The organism is Paenibacillus sp. FSL H8-0034 (genome assembly GCF_038000305.1).
Taxonomy (GTDB): domain Bacteria; phylum Bacillota; class Bacilli; order Paenibacillales; family NBRC-103111; genus Paenibacillus_S.
Window position 1 is genome coordinate 219,444 of the sequence record NZ_JBBOBS010000001.1, and the last position, 17,122, is coordinate 236,565.

The following is a 17,122-nucleotide window of genomic DNA, read 5'->3' on the forward strand; positions in this document are numbered from 1 at the left end:
GCTTTATCCACAGCATGTTCACAACCGAATATTTGTTCCCTATTTATTCACATCCCAACTGCTAGAAGAGGTGTTTCCTGTGCAAGAGCACATTGACTATATGCAGGCCGCAATTGAAGAAGCACGCAAGGCGGAAGAACTGCTTGAGGTGCCTATCGGGGCTGTTGTCGTATGGCACAATCAGATTATTGGCCGCGGCTATAATCTGCGAGAATCCACGCTGGACCCGCTCGCGCACGCAGAACTAATTGCGATCAAGCAGGCCAGTGAGTATTTGCAAGCTTGGCGCTTGCTCGATTGCAAGCTCTACGTCACCCTGGAGCCTTGCCCCATGTGTGCCGGGGCGATTGTCCAGGCACGTATTCCACAGGTCATCTACGGTACGGTGGACCCCAAAGCCGGCTGCGCCGGAACCTTGATGAATTTGCTTCAGGAGGATCGCTTCAACCATCAGGTTGATGTGATTAGTGGCGTCTTGCAGGAAGAATGCAGTCTGCTGCTGACGCAATTTTTCCGCAAGCTGCGGGCAAAACGTGGTTAACGTTTCTTGGGATCCATCGGCCTGCGGCTACCCCCAGCGAGCAGCCGCAGGCCACCGCCAATAAGCAGGATCGAGACAACTACAGTTTGAAAATAACGGTGGAACAATATCGAAATCTGCTCTTTAGGAAACCAGCGATCCAATGCAGTGAGCAGCATCTCATCGGTCAGGTAGTAGAGCCCGAGACCGAGCAGCACGACACCTACCCATTTTTGATGATTGACGAGCCAATCGACGATCGGAACATCCTTTAACGGCTCCTGCCCCTGCTTCGAGATGTGCTGAAGCGCATCGAAAAAGCTATAAAACCAAAGAATCGGAATCAGAAATAAAAAGATGGAAAGCCTCAGCACATCGAGAATATATATGCTCAAAAAGAAAGCGATCATCAGCTGCAATCCGCGTTTTTGCAAGCCGAGATACAGATGTCCCACTCCGGGTACAATCGATAAGAAGGTTGCAAGTACTTTACTCCTCTTCCCATCCTCACGACTCGCTTGAAAATCCTCAAGGAATGTCCGGTCCAGCAGCATCTCACCCTGCCTCTTGCGCTGCAGTTGTTGGACGCAATCAAACAGACTGTATAGCCAGATAATGGGCAAAACCCCTAAAAACACAATAAAACGGTCACTGTTGGTGACAGACGCAACGAATACGATCATCGTCAAGGCACCAAAAAATGCGATCAAAAAAGCCAGCCCGCGCTGCATCATCCCCAACTGCAAATGACCAAGCCCCGGAATAAACGACAGTAGTATAGTATTTACACGTTCATTATCACCATGAGACGCCTGCGTGGTATCTGAATAATAAGATTCCTGCGCATCGTCCCCATACGAGTTCGGTCTCACCCTCGCTTCGAACGGCCCTCTGCCCCCCACAACCGTGATGAACATATCCAGCAGGTTGATTGCCCCTGCCAGAAGAGCGAAGCCGATCAGAATGATCAACGGCCCTTCATAACGATGCAATCCTTTTGCGAGCACTATCAGAAACGCTAACAGCAGCGGCCCAAAAAAACTGGCTGCATAGAAAAATGCCCTGATAATCCTGTTGATGTATAGATGCCCAAGACCGGGAATTAAAGATAACAGCAGTGCGGTTATCGGATGTTTGGACGGCATTAACGATTTCCCCCTTTTTCTTGTTTAGGCTGGATGGAGTCCAGCACGACGATGGTTTTGTCCATCAGTTTTTTAGAAACCGATGTAGGCTCCTGCGCTGCTTCCGACTGTGCATCCCCATTGGATGTTCGATCTATCCCAACCGGGTGATCCACTATGGATTGAAATATACCTGAGCTCATCAGGACAAGCGTAATTCCCGCAGCAACAGCATAGTGGAACAGCGGCGCTTTCATCCACATGAGTGGGTTTCTTAACTTCTGGCTCCCGAATCCAGCTTCTTCCAATGGAGCTAGTCTTGAATCCGTAGAGCTTGGACTTATGGAATCCGCTGCTTCAATAGCCACCATGACCCGGTCTGCCAAAGCCGCTTCATCAGGCAGCGAAGGATACGAGCCAACCACCCGTTCAAGGCTTTGCATATACCGCTCCATACACGAATCGCAGGTAACCAGATGCAGTTCCATCTGTTGATTATCCTCTTCATTGAATCCCTGCTCTACGTAAGTCATCCACTGTTCCCCGGTATAATGCTTCATATCAGCTCATCCTCCTTCCAATGCTTGCGAATCCATTGCTTGGCCCGATACAGCTTGGATTCTACGGTTTTCAATGCAATGCCTTGCTCTGCGGCAATTTCCTGATAGCTTTTATCCTCAATATAGAAGGCAACCACCACTTGGCGGTAATTATCCGGCATCTCGTGCAAATAGTCCCGTACCCGCTGCTGAAGCTGTGTATGCAGCACTTCATCCTCAACTGTCGTTTCATTAGCCTCGTTGGGTATCAGTTCTTCCATCTGATCCGTCAGCTGCTCGCGCTTCCGTTCCAGCGCCCGTTTGTAATCAATCGCTTTGTTCACAGCGATCCGGGTCATCCACGTTTTCAAACCTTTATGCTCGTATCGAGGGAGAGAAGCATAAATTTTGAACAGCACTTCCTGGGTTACATCTTCAGCGTCCGCAGTCGATCGCAGCACCGAATAAACAACGTGAAACAAATACGTATTATATTTATCCATCAATAAGCGAAAGGCTTCGTGGTCGCCAGCCACAATCCGTTCGATCCATCGGGTTTCTTCTGTGATCGTTCTCCCCCTCCTCTCCATAACGATAGACGCATATTTACGCAATTACACTGCACTACGTGCCTAATTATTTTTTTCCATAACAAAAAGCCCGCTCCAGCAATGGCTGAAACAAGGCTCTAAATGAACGCACAACATAGGCTTCTGGACGCTTAAGAAACCTTGAACTGGGACAGCAAAAGATGCAGCTCTTCCGTCATTTCGGATAAAGATTGAGCTGACGATTTTACACCGTCCGTAGCTTGCAGCTGCTGTTCCGCCGAAGAGGCCACTCCTTCTGAAGCTGAAGCCGATCTCCGTGCAATTTCCGCAACCTGAAAGACGGAAGCGGTAATTTGCTGGGCTCCTGCGGACATTTGCTCCGAGGTCGCTGCCATTTCCTGAACCTGCGAGGCAATATGGGTGGTCGATTGCAAAATATGATCAAAATTAATTTCCGTCTCCCGCACCCGCTCAATTCCTGTTAAAACTTCTTCCTTCACCTTGGTCATGGCATTGGCGGAATCCCCGATTCCGTATTGAATTTCACCTAACAGCGCTGCAATTTCACCAGATGACTGGCTCGATTGCTCAGCCAGCTTGCGAACCTCGGTCGCGACCACGGCAAAACCTAAACCATGATCACCCGCTCGCGCTGCCTCAATAGCCGCATTGAGCGCCAACAGATTGGTTTGCTGGGCAATGTCCTGAATGGCATGAAGAATTTCCCCAATTTGCTGCGATTTATCTCCCAACAGTTGAATAATATGGTCAGTTTGAACGACCGATTCATTGATCGAGCCCATCTGTTCCACGGCATTTTGAATGGAAGCACCGCCATGCTCAGCCTGCTGTCTGGATGATTCGACTGTCTCCGCAATCGAGGATGCATTTTCCGCCAGACGTCCGATTCCTGCGCCCACCTCTTCCATGGAGCGTGAGGTTTCCTCCATGCTCAGTGTTTGTTCCCCTGCACCTGTAGCCACTTCTTTAACGGTTTGGGCGATGTGACGGGATGCTGTTTGCATTTCTCCCGAGCTTGATTTGAGCTGTTCAGCAGAAACGGTTACCAGATCGGCATGCTCATTTATTTTCAATATCATGGTGCGTGTGTGTTGTGTCATTTGTTCAAATGCCGCACTCAGCTCACCAATCTCATCCTGACGAATTAATGTGAGATGTGTGACAGATAAATCCCCTTCCGATACCTTTTTGGCAATCGAGCTCATTGCTCTTATCGGTACGGAAACGTGCCTTGCAATTAAAAAGGATACAGTCAAGCCCACCAAAATGGCAAGTATACTTAGTGCGATAACCCAGATGACACCCGAATAATAGGAGGTGTTCATTTCTTCGCCCCATTCATTCGCATACTTCTGGTTATTTTTGGTAAGCTCATTGATAACTACTGTACATATCGATACCTGCTGATTCGTTTGTTGAATTAAATCCAGACCTTGCTGACCGTGTTTCTGTACCTCAGTTAAGAGCGAGGGGAACGCAGCCGCATATTTGGCCCAATTGTCATTGAAATATTGTATAAGGCCCTTATCCGCTGTTTCGGAGCCGATGTGCTCGAGGGCGTTGACTTTCCCCTGAATCTCTTCAAACTTCGCTTTTGCCTTATCCGGCTGGGATAGCGCCATATCCTTGGAATTAATGCTCTCCATCTCCCCAGCGCTTCGATCTTCAATATTCAATTGAATACGCAGAATGAGATCGTCAAGCTCCATCAGATCGTGATTCAGATTGCTGAGCAGAATAACATTAGGCAGTCCCACCTGAGTTGTCTTTTTTGAGGTGGTTCCCATGCTGCCCATGTTGGTAATCGCTGTTATGCTGATGGTCGACAGAAGCAACAGCACAAGCAGAAAACTAAATAACAATTTCTTAAACAGTGTAAGTTTCATCCCGCATCCTCCGATTTTCTCTCTTCCTTGTAAGGTCCGATCTGTGATCGATTTCCCTATATGAAACAGATTCTTTTTTTCACTGGGTATTTTACCTTCTTTTCTACTTCGACAAACGCCATACAATCCTTTATAGTTCTAAAGACCCATAGATATATATACTTACAAAATTTACTGTTTATTGTTAATAGATCCTGCTCTACCAAGGTCATTCGACAAGAAAACCAAATGTTTGCAAAACTATACAAAGATATTTGCATCTTTAGGCCCAAGACAAAACACAAAAAAAGACTGCATAATAGGGAAGTCCCAATATACAATCTCTTATTGTTTTGGTAAAATCAAGAAATATATTATTGCCATATATCTTCTCTATCTGTTTTACGTCTGTAACTTTTTGTTGTTTCTGAAAATAAATTGAAAACAGTCTGTGCTTCTTTCGCGGAGATCGACCACATTTCGAACCAATTTACCTTTTTAAACATTTTGTTCAATTGCTCACTGTCCAATTCTTTTAATGAGCGTACAACATGATGTAGGTTTGATGAATAAGAAATAGTTGACATAGAAATCACCTCCATTTCTACAAATATTTACATGTTTTTCATTTTTATTATAACAGAAATTTCAAAAAAGCAAGGAGGTTACTTAGGTGAAAAAGAAATATTTTTTCTATATTAGTGGATTAATATTGATATGTCTGCAATTATGGTTTTCTTTTGTCACTTTTAGTTCTCCGTTCATAGGAATAGAATTGGTTCAAGATCAAAATAAACATTGGATAATCAATAAATTAGACTCTGAAAGCAATAGCTTACAATTGAATGTACAACGAGGAGACACTATATTAAAAATTAATGACGATCTTCCCCATCTACATAAAACCGTTCAAAAATGGCATTCCATTGAACAAGCTCAAAATATAACAATACTAAGGGATGGCAACGAATTTAACGTCAACCTGGAGGATGACAATGCTTCTACTAGTACAAGTATTTTGCCTTTTTGTGGTGAAGTTTTAGCTATCCTTTTTTCTGTTCTTATTTTCAAAAAAGCTGGACATACCAACTCAGCACGACTTTTGGCTCTAGTATTTCTCAATATCGGACTCACGTTCTCCAGTGTTGGCGCCTCCATACGAGGTGATTCATTAGGTAAATTTTTTATTATAATGTTCATGATGCTGCTACCTATTGTATTTCTTCATTTCTTGTTCGCTTTTTTAAAAGAACGAACTCAAATCCAGCTTTCCAATCACTATGTCAAATATCTGTATATTATTTTCGGTTGCATATCTTTACTGGCATTACCTTATTTCACTCCAAAATACTCATATTATTTTTACCAGTTTAGCAATCAGGTTGTCGCCACATCCTTCTCAATCGGCTTATTAATAAGTTTCTTTTTTTTAATATTTGCTTTCTTTAAGTACCGAAAAGAGAAACCATATCTTTCTATTATTATAAAAACGGTCTGGTCGGCATTAACAATTTCATTTTTTCCATTTATCTGTCTGTCTATCGTACCTCAAACATTTTTTGGAGGACATTGGGTTAACTCCTTATATACATCATGGCTTGTCCTGTTCTTCCCTTTATCATTCGCCTATCTCATACTGGCCAAGAAGCTGTACGATATCGATCTCGTCTTGCGTCGCATTTTATTGAATGTTGCTCTATCCATTATTCCAAGTACCATCCTTGTTGTAGGACATACACTGATCCTTCAACATCATGTTACTCTGCAGCATGTATTATTCAGCTTTATTTTTACAGTAATAACCATTACCTTCATTTTGTATTCGTTTGAATACTTTACGACGAAGCTTGAGTTTATTATATTTCCCCGCAAGTATTACTTGAATCGTGCCATGAAAAAGATCGCCAACAACCTATGTTCGATCTCCAGCTTTCGGGAGCTTAAAGATATGGTGCTGGTTGATATCGTCAATACGCTGCAAGTATTTGGGGCCGCCATCGTCTACAAGTATCAAGACAGGATCGAAACGGTTACTGAAGGCCAAATCTCCTTGCCTGTTATCGAAGGCTCGGCCGATGTGGAAGCGTGGAATTATCCCGCTTTGCTGCGTTTTGAAATTAATCGTCACGAGGAATACACCAGTTATCTGATAATGACCGATAAAAAAACGAATACAGCTCTAAGCAAGGAAGACATGCAGTGGTTGAATTTTATTATTTCTTATCTTGCCGTCAGTCTGGAAAATATGCATTTGATTCATAAGCTAAATATGAGATTGCAGCAATTGGCTTCACAAATGCCCAGTGAACAGAGCGCACAGGAGTTGGTTTGGTTCCGTAAGCTAATGTTTGAGCTTCAAGAGGACGAGCGCAGGCGGATTGCAACTGATCTTCACGATACGACCATGCAGGATTTGTTTTTTCTCAAAAAGCGATTTGCTTCCTTAATCGAAAAACCCGAATTCCCTCAACAAGACATCGAGCACATGAAGGGCATTCTCGATTACGTGGAAATTATTAATACGAATTTGCGTCAAAACTGCTTCGAGCTGCATCCGCATTTGCTTCATGAAATCGGACTGATTAATACGCTGCGCAAGCTGGTAGAGCATGAGACTCCCATATGTCCATTCCAGCTTGAATTCATGGCCCAAGGAGCCGAAAGGATTGAAGATCGGGATCTTGATGCCAAGAGACACGTATTCCGGATTGTTCAGGAGCTATTGAATAATGCCAAAAAACACTCACTTGCTTCTATAGTCAGCATTACCTTAACAGCTGAAGGAAATAATTTCCTGCTTGTCTATAAGGATGATGGCATTGGGCTGCAGGCCCAGTCAGAAACCAGCAGAGAAATTGGATCCTCCGGAACAGGTCTTGAACAAATGAGAAGCCGGATTCTTTCTTTAAACGGACACTTGAACATTAGAAAGGATATGGAAAGCGGAGTCTACCTATCTGTGACCATACCGATGAGAAAGGTAGCCTAAAGATGCAAAGAAGTATACTCATTGTCGATGACCATCCCGTTATGGCCAAGGCAACGCAAACGATATTGGAGCAAATTGAACATATTCGGGTAATAGGCATCGCAGCGAGCGGCAAGTCATGTCTGGAGATGACTACGCTTCACAAGCCAGACATGATTATGCTTGATTACAACCTTCCCGATCAATTCGGCAGCAGTGTAGCCAAACAAATTAAGGAGCTTTCTCCAAACACGCACATTGTTATTTTTACGGGTATCGATGTGTCTGACCTTTATAATCATTTGATTGAGCTTGGTGTTAGCGGTATCATTTCCAAGGAATCGAGCGAACGTGTGATCCAAAATATGATTCGGTGTATTATGGACGACTTTACAATGATCCCCTTGTCCCTGTACCGCGGCATGCGGCTGATGAAAAGTCTGCCTACTCAAGAAGTACTGCTAACCAAAGATGAAATCCAAATTATGACTTTGGTCGTCAAAGGGGCGACCCAAGAGCAGGTTGCTAATGAAATTTTCGTAAGCAAGCGGTCTGTCGATAATTACTTAAAAAAAATCTATGCAAAATTAGGAGTTAAATCGCGGGTTCAGGCAATGGAAAAATTTATTCAAAGCAGCTACTATACCGACTCGGACAAAAATGGATAATCGGATTTTCACCCTTACTTACGTGCGCTTATCATCATGTTGGATCGGTTTCCTTGTGAGTAGGTAACCTCGATACTATTAAACCCAGCAGCCTTCAGCATTAGCTCAAATTCCAATTGATAAAACCAACGCAGTTGAATCGTGTCCTCATGCACTTGGACGAGCGTATGTTCGATGAACACTTCATATTTATTGTAATTCGTTTTGAGCTGTTCCCAATAGTCTAACATAACCCGTTCGCTCAACCTGATTGTGGCCCCATCTTCACGTTGAGCCTCAGCAATACGTTTCCATATGTGGGGCTGTTCGTTCAATATATGCTCTCTCGGCACGGTTAGCGTCAAAATTAGCTGACCCCCATCTACTAAATGTGTATACAGACGCCGCAACGCCTCTAAGGCATCTTCATGGTTCGTCAGTAGATTGAACGTATTCCCAGGTATGAAGATGGTGTGATACTGCCGTGGCAAATCTAGATTCTGCATGGGCTGATGATACAAGGTGGGCACGATTCCAAGCTGATCTGCTTTACTTCTACACACCTTCAACATATCTTCCGAGTAATCGACGCCCTCTACATCCAGACCTTCCTGCACAAAGGGCAGCAGCATCCGACCGGTACCGCAGCCTACTTCCAAAGCTGGTCCTTGATTGTCGATCACATATCCTTTATAAAAAAGATAATCCATTACATTGTATGTATCTTTAAACCATACATCATAATGACGCGCTACAAATCCCTGAAAATCCCCATTTGTTTGACCTTTTTCCATATCTCGGACTCCTTCGAAATACCTTATTGATGATGTGAATGGTATAAAATCCCAGCTTTATCTGTTAATATATTACCTTACGCGAAGCATGGGTGACAAGATCGGTTAGATATCGATTCAGCACAAAAAAGACGCGTAGCTACGGATTTAAAACCGTAGCTACGCGTCTTTCCTGTTGATTAAATGCTTGGTTCTCCTGATGCCAATCAATAAAAGTTCTAATTTTAATTGATGTAATAGGAGCCTTTCGGTAAGGCCGTTCCTTTATTTACAACCACCACACCGATGCCTCCATAAATGAAAGCCACTCTCGAGTCTTTATTAATCGCATAATATCCCGGAACATAGACACCGTTTACATTCGTTTCACCTGTTATAGGGGGAATCTTGGATGGGGTTTTGCTTACATTAGGGGTATTAAGCGGATCGGCTGCCGTCGCAGCACCCACTACATTCGGAAGCATCACCGCTGCGCATATCGCGAGCACAGCCACTTTCGTTTTAAGCAGTTTCATCCATTACCACTCCCATTCATTAAATGATTACATACGTTCCCCTATGGGTATAGGTGATCTCCGGCTCAACATAGATGCCATTACCAGTATATATGAATGGGATTTGAAACTTATTCCTGCTACACCCTCCGACCCGTTATTCATCTTGGATATTGCGCGGGAAATAAATTATGCTTGTAATATTAACTGCGAATATAATCCGGATAATCTGATATAAGTCCGTCAACTCCCAGCTCTAACAGGGGTTTAACTACACCTGGTGAACGGACCGTCCATAAGCATACCTTCATCCCTTGGCTGTGGATGTTCTCAACGATTTCTTTGGTTGCCAGAATCATGTAAGGATTGATATAGTCGGCAAAAGCTGCCAGCTCCGCAAGTTTATTTGTGACCAAATCCGTCTGATTTTCAACAAGCACTCCGATGGGAACGTTCGGAAGAATCGCATGAAACCGTTTCAGTGATTCCTGATCAAAGGATTGAACGATAATCCCGCTCGCATTCGGCTTATCCATACCATTCGCGATTAGTTCATCCGCGAGCTTGTGCTCAATACCCGGGTACATCGAAGCCCACTTGATTTCGATCAGCAGACCTGCTTTGCCACGGCTTAAGTGCAGCACCTCAGCCAGCGTTGGAATACGCTCACCCGTGAACTTCTTATTAAACCAACTGCCGGCATCCACTCCACGGAGCTGCTCCAAGGTCAAGTCAGCTACACGGCCGGTTCCGTCACTTGTACGATCAACGGTTTGGTCATGAATAACAACGAGTCGGCCATCCCAACTAAGCTGCACATCCAGCTCCAAATAATCAGCATTCATCGCAATGGCACGTGCAAAGGCTGCCAGCGTATTCTCGGGCGCATAACCTGAAGCCCCCCGATGTGCAATGTTCAGAACACGATTTGTTTTCATCCTATTGGATGATACCATTATTTAAGCGCTCCTTCCGTAAGTCCACCAATAATATATTTTTGCGTAAACCCATATAAAATTATAATAGGGAGCATGGAAATAAAGAACCCGGCGAATGCCAAATTGAAATTGGACGAATATTCACTTTTGAAATTATAAATAAAGAGCGGCAGCGTCCAAAAATCGGGATGGCGGTTCAAAATAATTAAAGGCAGCTGAAAATCGTTCCAGATCCACAGGCTGTTCAAAATAATGACCGTAGCTATAATCGGCAGCATCAGTGGATAAATAATACGTGTGAACGTCGTCCAAACACCACTTCCATCTATTTTCGACGCTTCATCCAGCTCCATCGGAATGTTTTTCAAAAACCCGACACACAAGAAAAGTCCCTGCGCAAAGGCCAACGTCACATACATCACGATCAGACCATTCTGATCCAGCATCTTCAGGTTGCTCATATGTCTATAAATTGGCAGCATGACCGCTTGAAAGGGGACGAATATACCGGACATCACAAGCAGATACAGGAGCTTATAATACCGCTTGGAAAAATTACGCGATATCGCATATGAGACCATGGGGATCAGCAGCAGCATAAGCAGAATAGAAACAACCGTTACATAGACGGAATTGCCGAGAAATTTAAAGAAATTAGCCTTTTGAATAACCTCTATAAAATTTCCCATATAAAATCCGGAAGGCAGTGCAAAAAAGTTCTTGGCAGTTTCAGCCGGTGTTTTCATGGCAATGGTCAAGGTCAAATACATCGGTGCGAGTACCAGGCACATGCCGATTGCCAGAACGAGGTAGGAAACCGTTCGAGAGATTCCGTTTATTCTCATAGCTGTCCAGCCTCCTTCCGATTAAGCAGCTTGATTTGGATAAACGAAATTATAGCTATCATTAGAAATACGTAAATGGCTTCGGCGGTACCGTAACCAAATTTCATCTCCGTCATCCCATGCTTATAGATCAGAAAGCCCATCGACTCTGTCGCATGTGCCGGACCTCCATCTGTCATAGCTACGATATAATCAAACACAGTGAGCGCGCCTTTGATGGAAATAACCAAGTTAACGGTTAACATGGGAATCAGGAATGGGATCGTTACCGAGAAAAATCGCTGCAGCGGGCTGGCTCCATCAATGACAGCAGCCTCCTTTAAATCCTTGGGCACACTGGACAGCCCTGCAATAAAAATAACCATCGGCGTTGCAATGCCATGCCAGATGTTGGTGAGAGCGATTCCGTACATGGCCGTGTTTTTGCTTCCGAGGATGTTTTTGGATAGCCAATCCAGTGAAAGTGCCTCTCCCACATGCGGAAGCACCGCATAAAAGACTTGATTAAAGATGAGCCCGACCGTCAGCATACTCAATACGGCAGGAAAGAAAAATACAGATCGAAAAAAAACACGCAGCCTCAGACTGCCGCTTAGCAGGATAGCCAGCAATAAAGCTATGGACAGCTTAATGACCACGACCAGTGCCGTGTAAATGAAAGTAAATTGCATGGAATCGAGGAACCGGTCATCCTTCATGATATTAATGTAGTTTTTAAGACCAATGAAGCGGTAAGTCAAAGAGAAGCCGTCCCAGTTCGTCATGCTATAGTAAAAGCCCATACCTACCGGAAATAAAAAGAAAACGATATATAACAACAGGGTGGGCAATGTAAGCAAAAAGAAAATGAGACTGGCTTTATTAGCGGTTAGCGACTTTTTCTTTTTTACAGCGAGTCCTGTATGATTGACAATCTCCATAGTCCACCTCCAAGCTTTCTAATTGAATGATAGGGATAGAAAACCCCACGACTGTATATCCATCGCCGCGGGGTCATCGTTTGTACCCTTATTGTTATTGATTCAGCTTATTGTAAAAGATTTTATCCAAGGCTTTCAGATAACCGTCAATATCACCTGTTGCCAGCATTTCCTGAGTGGCCTTGCCTACATCTCCATTAACTCCCGGCGGCCATACCCTTTCAATTGTCGGATACACCTTGCCCGCAGTAATCAGATCGCTCAAGCTGGTAATTTCTTTGTTATTATTGGTAACTCCGTTAATCGCTGCAGGATAACCGCTCAAATCGACGTACTTTTGAACAACTTCCTTCGAAGACATGTATTCAATGAACTTTTTGGCCTCAGCCTGGTTTTTCCCTTTGGTCGGAATCCCAATAGCTGTATCCACAGATACTTGAACCTTCGTATTGGCTGCATCCGCCGCTGGCATCGGGAACATCGAGAATTTTAAGTTAGGATTGGACTTTTTGATCGGCTGAATCGCCCAAATGCCTGTGTACCACATTGCGGATTTACCGTTGGCAAACTCACGAAGCGCGTCATCGTAGCCTGTACCCAAAGCATCCTTTTGCGAATATTTGCGAAGGTCGTATAATTTCTGGGCAAAAGGCTTGAAGGCCGCGTTATCTGTAATATGAGCCTTGCCCTTCATCACGCTATCCAGGAAGTTTTGAACATCTGGAATCTGCAGCCCCATCCGGGACACCACTTCCTGACGGATTCCATTCCAATCCTTATCATGGAAGTAGAAAGGCGTTTTGCCGGCTGCTTTGATTTTCTCAGCGGTTGCAATCAGCTCATCGTAGGTTTGTGGAATTTTCAGACCTAACTCATTAAACATATCGACATTGTAATGTACGCCCAAAGTAGCTACAGCTATAGGCACCAAATAGTTTTTACCGTCAATTTTACTTAAATCAGCGAGCGCCGGAGAAACGTTAGCCATCAGGGGGCCGCCAGTCAAATCAACGACTCTGCCCTCCTTGGACATTTGCTGGAACACCGCATTGTGAGGGAAGTGGGTGAATACTGCAGGAGCATCATCCGTAGAAACACGCATAGTCCATACATTTTCGGGATTAGGGACATTGTTCTGCTCCACGGTAATGTTAGGATTTTTGCTTTGAAAATCTTTGATGAGCTCATTAACCACATCGACCATTTCGGATTTCATCTGAAAATATTCGATTTTTGCCTTTTGTCCTGCGGGTGCTGTGCTCGGACTTTCAGCTTTTCCATCCTTACCTGCACCGGCTCCGCCAGCATTTTCATTCGAGCAAGCGGTTACAATTGCTAAAGTTGAAGCTAATAGTACAGAAGTCCATTTTCCTGCTGCATTCATTTCTATTGACCCCTTTCGTTGTCTGACCATTCAAGTATACTTAAGGGCTTTCACGTAAAATAGGAGATAGCTGACTTTTTGAATATGATAAAAATGACTATTTCAGTCCGTTCAACAATCTGTAGGCTTATTACTGTGATTGCTGCTTTTATATTTCCCGGGCGTTTCCCCGAAGCATTTTTTGTACATTTGGATAAAATAGGAATAATCGTTAAAACCCACCGCACTTGATACTTCGGATATGCTCAGGGAAGTATCGTTTTCGAGCATGGCTTTGGCGTTGTGCATCCGTACCGAGAGCAGAAATTGAGAAAAGCGCATTCCGGTTTTTTTCTTGAACAGGCGGCTTAAATAAGTCGGGTCCGTATAATACATCGTCTTTGCCAGATCCTCTAGCATAATGTCCTGTTGATAATGGTGCTGCACATAGTATTGAATGTCCTCGATCATATCCGTTTTGGCTCGGTTTTGTGCCAGTCTTTCACCGAGCCTGATCATCACCTGGATAAATTCATCGCTAATGTCCTGTGTAACATCAACTTCATGCAGGTCTATCTGCTCCAGATAAGCTTCGGCCGTATCGCTTCGTGCATTCGTCAGTTCAATGACCGAATTGAGCATCGTTGTTACTTTGGCGCACATATCATGGAGCACATTGACAGATAACGTGGGCCCAACAACATTTGCGAAAAAATGGCTTAGAGTTTCGACAGCCTCCTTGGTCTGATACTTCACCAGCTTGTGGTATAAGCCCGATATCCATTCGTCGATAGCTCCATAGTTGAAGGGCCGGTTCATAGCTGCATATTCCGCGTCATAAATACGATGACCTCCTGAGGTCAGCCTGTACAGCAGCGCACTCTTAGCCTCTTTATAACAAGCCGTAAGCTCCTTGATATCCGTATGTACTCCACTTATTCCGACGCATATTTGACATTCGCCCATATGCAATACATCTCGAATGATGTGGTTCAAACCTTCCTGATTTACAGCTGCTCCTGCTGCTGAGCCTGGATTCAGCTCGTACATCCATACGAGGAGCATATCGGAATACCGCCTGTCAACAATCGTAACAAATCGCAAGCTGCAGGCTGACAGCGTCTTTTTGATCAGCTGTTTGACTGGCTCTTTATAATCCGCATTGACCCGCAGGATCGCAATGGCATAACCGCCGATATCATCCATGTCTACCGGATCAAGCTTATTTGTCGTACCTTCATACAATAAAGCGGCGAAGCTCTCTTCCATTCTTTTTTCCGAGGACAGCTCCGTTTGATGACTATATTGCTTCAACAATGACCATATATGCTCCTTATCTACAGGCTTAAGCAAATAATGCTCCACCTTGTAACGAATCGCCTGCTGCGCATATTTAAAATCATCATAGCCGCTAATAATGATATTGATGGTGTCCTCATGGTGCTCATGAATGTAGGCCGCGAGTCCAATCCCGTCAAGAATAGGCATGCGGATATCGGACAAGACCAGGTGAGGATTCACGTTGTGCAGCTGCTCTATCGCTTCTTGGCCATCCTCGGCTTCATATACATGAGCCTGCGGGTTCCAGTCCTGGACGATCTGAACCAGTGCTTTCCTGGAGAAATATTCATCATCGACCACGAGTATTCTCATTTGCATCCAACTCCTTTACTACCGGTATGGTCATTTCAATAGCGGTCCCTGCCTGCTGTTGGCTGCTTAGCTTGATCCAATAATCTTCACCATAAAAATTTTTGATACGGGCATGCACATTGCGCAAAGCAAAATTATCCTTGGAATCCAGGCTTGCAGCCTGAAACGGATTGGAAAAGATCTCGTTCAGCTCACCCAGCTTGTGCTCATCCATTCCCACCCCATCATCCTCGACGCGAATATGAAGCAAATGTCCCTTTTGGGTGATAGAGAGAATCAGTGTACCCTTACCGCCCTTGGGCTCCAGCCCATGATAGAACGAGTTTTCGACTAACGGCTGCAGCAAAAACTTTAATATTTTGTAGGGTAGCAGCGCCTCATCAATTTCGTATACAACTTGAAATTTGCCGAGAAATCGGATCTGCTGAATCCTGATATAATTTTTGATTTGCTCCAGTTCATTGTGCAGGGTTGCTTCGTCACCGGTTTTGATATTATAACGGTACATATCGGATAAAGATCTTGCCATCGTCGAAATATCGCTGACTCTGTTCAGCTCCGCTACGGAATGTATAGCATTTAACGTATTGTACAAAAAATGCGGATTGATTTGTGCCTGAAGCATGTTCATTTCCGCCCGCTTCTGCAGCTGCCCGGAAACAATCTCAAGCTCTCTGCTTTCCCGTAGACGGTGAATCATATCGTTGTAGCTGGTGACCAATCGACTGATTTCATCAATTCGGTTCTCATGCATCGGCACCCTGTCCAAATATCCAGAGTCGACCAGCTTCATTTCGCTGTTCAATTTGTGAATCGGCTTAATAAAGCGTTTGGAAAAAAACAAGGCGAGCACGATGGCCGCGATCAGAGAAACCAAACTTAACAGCATGTAGTTCCTAGTGTTATTGAGGAATGCTTGGTCAATAAGCCTTGTCGGAATGTAATGAATAACCTTCCATTGGGTCATATCGTTAACCCGTGCGCTAAATAAATACGATTCCTGGTTCATATTGAGCTTCAGAAATTTTTTCCCATTGTTCATTTGATCATTAAACAGGGCTGCAATTGCTTGAGTTTCCTTATTGTCCAAAGCTTCAGACGGAAGGTTGGAATGGTAAATGACCTTGCCATCTACGATGACAATCGTGCCCAGCTCATTGTTGGTATTGGCAATACCGCCAAAAATATTTTGCAAAGCTTTGAAGCGAATATCTATTTTCACATAGCTTTCAAACGTTTTATTCATATTGATATCCGTCAAATATCGGACAATCGATATGATTTTGTCCTTGTTGCCTCTCGTGTTATTCTCGTAGGGAGAGGAGATGACCAGATTGCCATTCAGCAGCTCCTGCCTGCTCATTTTCTCAATCGTCGGCTTCATTAAGGGTTCAGAGGCGGACATGCTAGAGTAAACAAGTCCATTAGGCGCCATGACGGAGATCGAGGCCATATTCCCGTTCATCAGCACCAATTGATCCATCGCTCTCTGAACGTAGAGGGTATCCTCTATATGCTCCCTGCTTTCCAGCTGGTACCTTTTGGTCAAAATCGATTGCAGCTTGGGATCTGTTAAATAAAAAAATGAGTTCAGCGAAGCGTTGGAAATAAAATCACTAAAGATGACATTGGTTCGATTGCTCAGTTCATTCAGCAAATCTTCATAATAACCTCTCGTTTGATTGTATAAATTAACTCCATAAATCAGCAAAGCAGCCAGCACGGAAATCATAATAATCATAATGTAAGACATTAAGAGCTTATTTTGGAATGATTCCGGTTTCAACAATCGGATAGACAATTTCCTCATAGATGGCTCCCTTCTTGTGAACAACAGCCATCTAAAAAATAAACCTTAACTGCTGGAGTTGTCAATGACA

16 protein-coding genes are annotated in these 17,122 nt (G+C 44.0%); 3 read left to right on the forward strand and 13 right to left on the reverse strand.

All coding sequences use genetic code 11. The annotated features are described in order from the left end of the window. The first annotated feature begins 79 nt into the window (after positions 1 to 79). The gene (gene tadA / locus NST47_RS00975; RefSeq protein ID WP_341153556.1) at positions 80 to 541 is read left to right on the forward strand and encodes a tRNA adenosine(34) deaminase TadA; all 462 of its coding nucleotides are present in this window, start codon (positions 80 to 82) and stop codon (positions 539 to 541) included. On the opposite strand, the gene NST47_RS00980 is transcribed toward tadA, so the two are convergent. The 5 genes from NST47_RS00980 to NST47_RS01000 all read right to left on the reverse strand — a co-directional run bounded on the left by NST47_RS00980 (position 538) and on the right by NST47_RS01000 (position 5,207). Continuing rightward, complete coding sequence (locus tag NST47_RS00980) at positions 538 to 1,665, reverse strand: hypothetical protein (protein WP_341153557.1); 1,128 nt, start codon at positions 1,663 to 1,665, stop codon at positions 538 to 540. The genes tadA and NST47_RS00980 overlap by 4 nt on opposite strands. Continuing rightward, positions 1,665 to 2,204 (reverse strand): anti-sigma factor family protein, encoded by a 540-nt coding sequence (locus tag NST47_RS00985; RefSeq protein WP_341153558.1) that lies wholly within the window; start codon positions 2,202 to 2,204, stop codon positions 1,665 to 1,667. Before NST47_RS00985 ends, NST47_RS00980 begins: the two co-directional genes overlap by 1 nt. Then, entirely contained in the window at positions 2,201 to 2,797 is a 597-nt protein-coding gene (locus NST47_RS00990) for an RNA polymerase sigma factor (RefSeq protein WP_341153559.1), read from the reverse strand. The genes NST47_RS00985 and NST47_RS00990 overlap by 4 nt, the downstream gene beginning before the upstream one ends. A gap of 107 nt (positions 2,798 to 2,904) precedes the next feature. Beyond that, complete coding sequence (locus tag NST47_RS00995; protein WP_341153560.1) at positions 2,905 to 4,641, reverse strand: methyl-accepting chemotaxis protein; 1,737 nt, start codon at positions 4,639 to 4,641, stop codon at positions 2,905 to 2,907. Positions 4,642 to 4,994: 353 nt separating this feature from the next. Further along, complete coding sequence (locus NST47_RS01000) at positions 4,995 to 5,207, reverse strand: hypothetical protein (protein WP_341153561.1); 213 nt, start codon at positions 5,205 to 5,207, stop codon at positions 4,995 to 4,997. Between the two features lie 1,082 nt (positions 5,208 to 6,289). Here NST47_RS01000 and NST47_RS01005 point away from each other — a divergent pair. Both NST47_RS01005 and NST47_RS01010 read left to right on the forward strand, forming a co-directional pair. Then, a complete protein-coding gene (locus NST47_RS01005) occupies positions 6,290 to 7,609 on the forward strand; it encodes a sensor histidine kinase (protein ID WP_341153562.1) in 1,320 nt (439 codons plus the stop codon). Positions 7,610 to 7,611: 2 nt separating this feature from the next. Continuing rightward, positions 7,612 to 8,256: a response regulator transcription factor gene (locus NST47_RS01010; RefSeq protein WP_341153563.1), complete on the forward strand. Its 645-nt coding sequence runs from the start codon at positions 7,612 to 7,614 to the stop codon at positions 8,254 to 8,256. 14 nt (positions 8,257 to 8,270) lie between these two features. On the opposite strand, the gene NST47_RS01015 is transcribed toward NST47_RS01010, so the two are convergent. The 8 genes from NST47_RS01015 to NST47_RS01050 form a co-directional block, all read right to left on the reverse strand. Continuing rightward, positions 8,271 to 9,029 (reverse strand): class I SAM-dependent methyltransferase, encoded by a 759-nt coding sequence (locus NST47_RS01015; protein ID WP_341153564.1) that lies wholly within the window; start codon positions 9,027 to 9,029, stop codon positions 8,271 to 8,273. A gap of 224 nt (positions 9,030 to 9,253) precedes the next feature. Then, the gene (locus NST47_RS01020) at positions 9,254 to 9,544 is read right to left on the reverse strand and encodes a hypothetical protein (protein ID WP_341153565.1); all 291 of its coding nucleotides are present in this window, start codon (positions 9,542 to 9,544) and stop codon (positions 9,254 to 9,256) included. A 182-nt stretch (positions 9,545 to 9,726) separates the two neighbouring features. Beyond that, complete coding sequence (locus tag NST47_RS01025) at positions 9,727 to 10,461, reverse strand: glycerophosphodiester phosphodiesterase (RefSeq protein ID WP_341153566.1); 735 nt, start codon at positions 10,459 to 10,461, stop codon at positions 9,727 to 9,729. 17 nt (positions 10,462 to 10,478) lie between these two features. After that, a complete protein-coding gene (locus tag NST47_RS01030; RefSeq protein WP_341153567.1) occupies positions 10,479 to 11,306 on the reverse strand; it encodes a carbohydrate ABC transporter permease in 828 nt (275 codons plus the stop codon). Next, positions 11,303 to 12,226, reverse strand: a complete 924-nt coding sequence (locus NST47_RS01035) for a carbohydrate ABC transporter permease (RefSeq protein WP_341153568.1) — start codon at positions 12,224 to 12,226, stop codon at positions 11,303 to 11,305. The genes NST47_RS01030 and NST47_RS01035 overlap by 4 nt, the downstream gene beginning before the upstream one ends. A 94-nt stretch (positions 12,227 to 12,320) precedes the next feature. Then, complete coding sequence (locus NST47_RS01040) at positions 12,321 to 13,610, reverse strand: ABC transporter substrate-binding protein (RefSeq protein WP_341153569.1); 1,290 nt, start codon at positions 13,608 to 13,610, stop codon at positions 12,321 to 12,323. A 111-nt stretch (positions 13,611 to 13,721) separates the two neighbouring features. Then, the gene (locus NST47_RS01045; protein WP_341153570.1) at positions 13,722 to 15,242 is read right to left on the reverse strand and encodes a response regulator; all 1,521 of its coding nucleotides are present in this window, start codon (positions 15,240 to 15,242) and stop codon (positions 13,722 to 13,724) included. Continuing rightward, complete coding sequence (locus NST47_RS01050; protein WP_341153571.1) at positions 15,220 to 17,052, reverse strand: sensor histidine kinase; 1,833 nt, start codon at positions 17,050 to 17,052, stop codon at positions 15,220 to 15,222. Before NST47_RS01050 ends, NST47_RS01045 begins: the two co-directional genes overlap by 23 nt. Positions 17,053 to 17,122 lie beyond the last annotated feature (70 nt).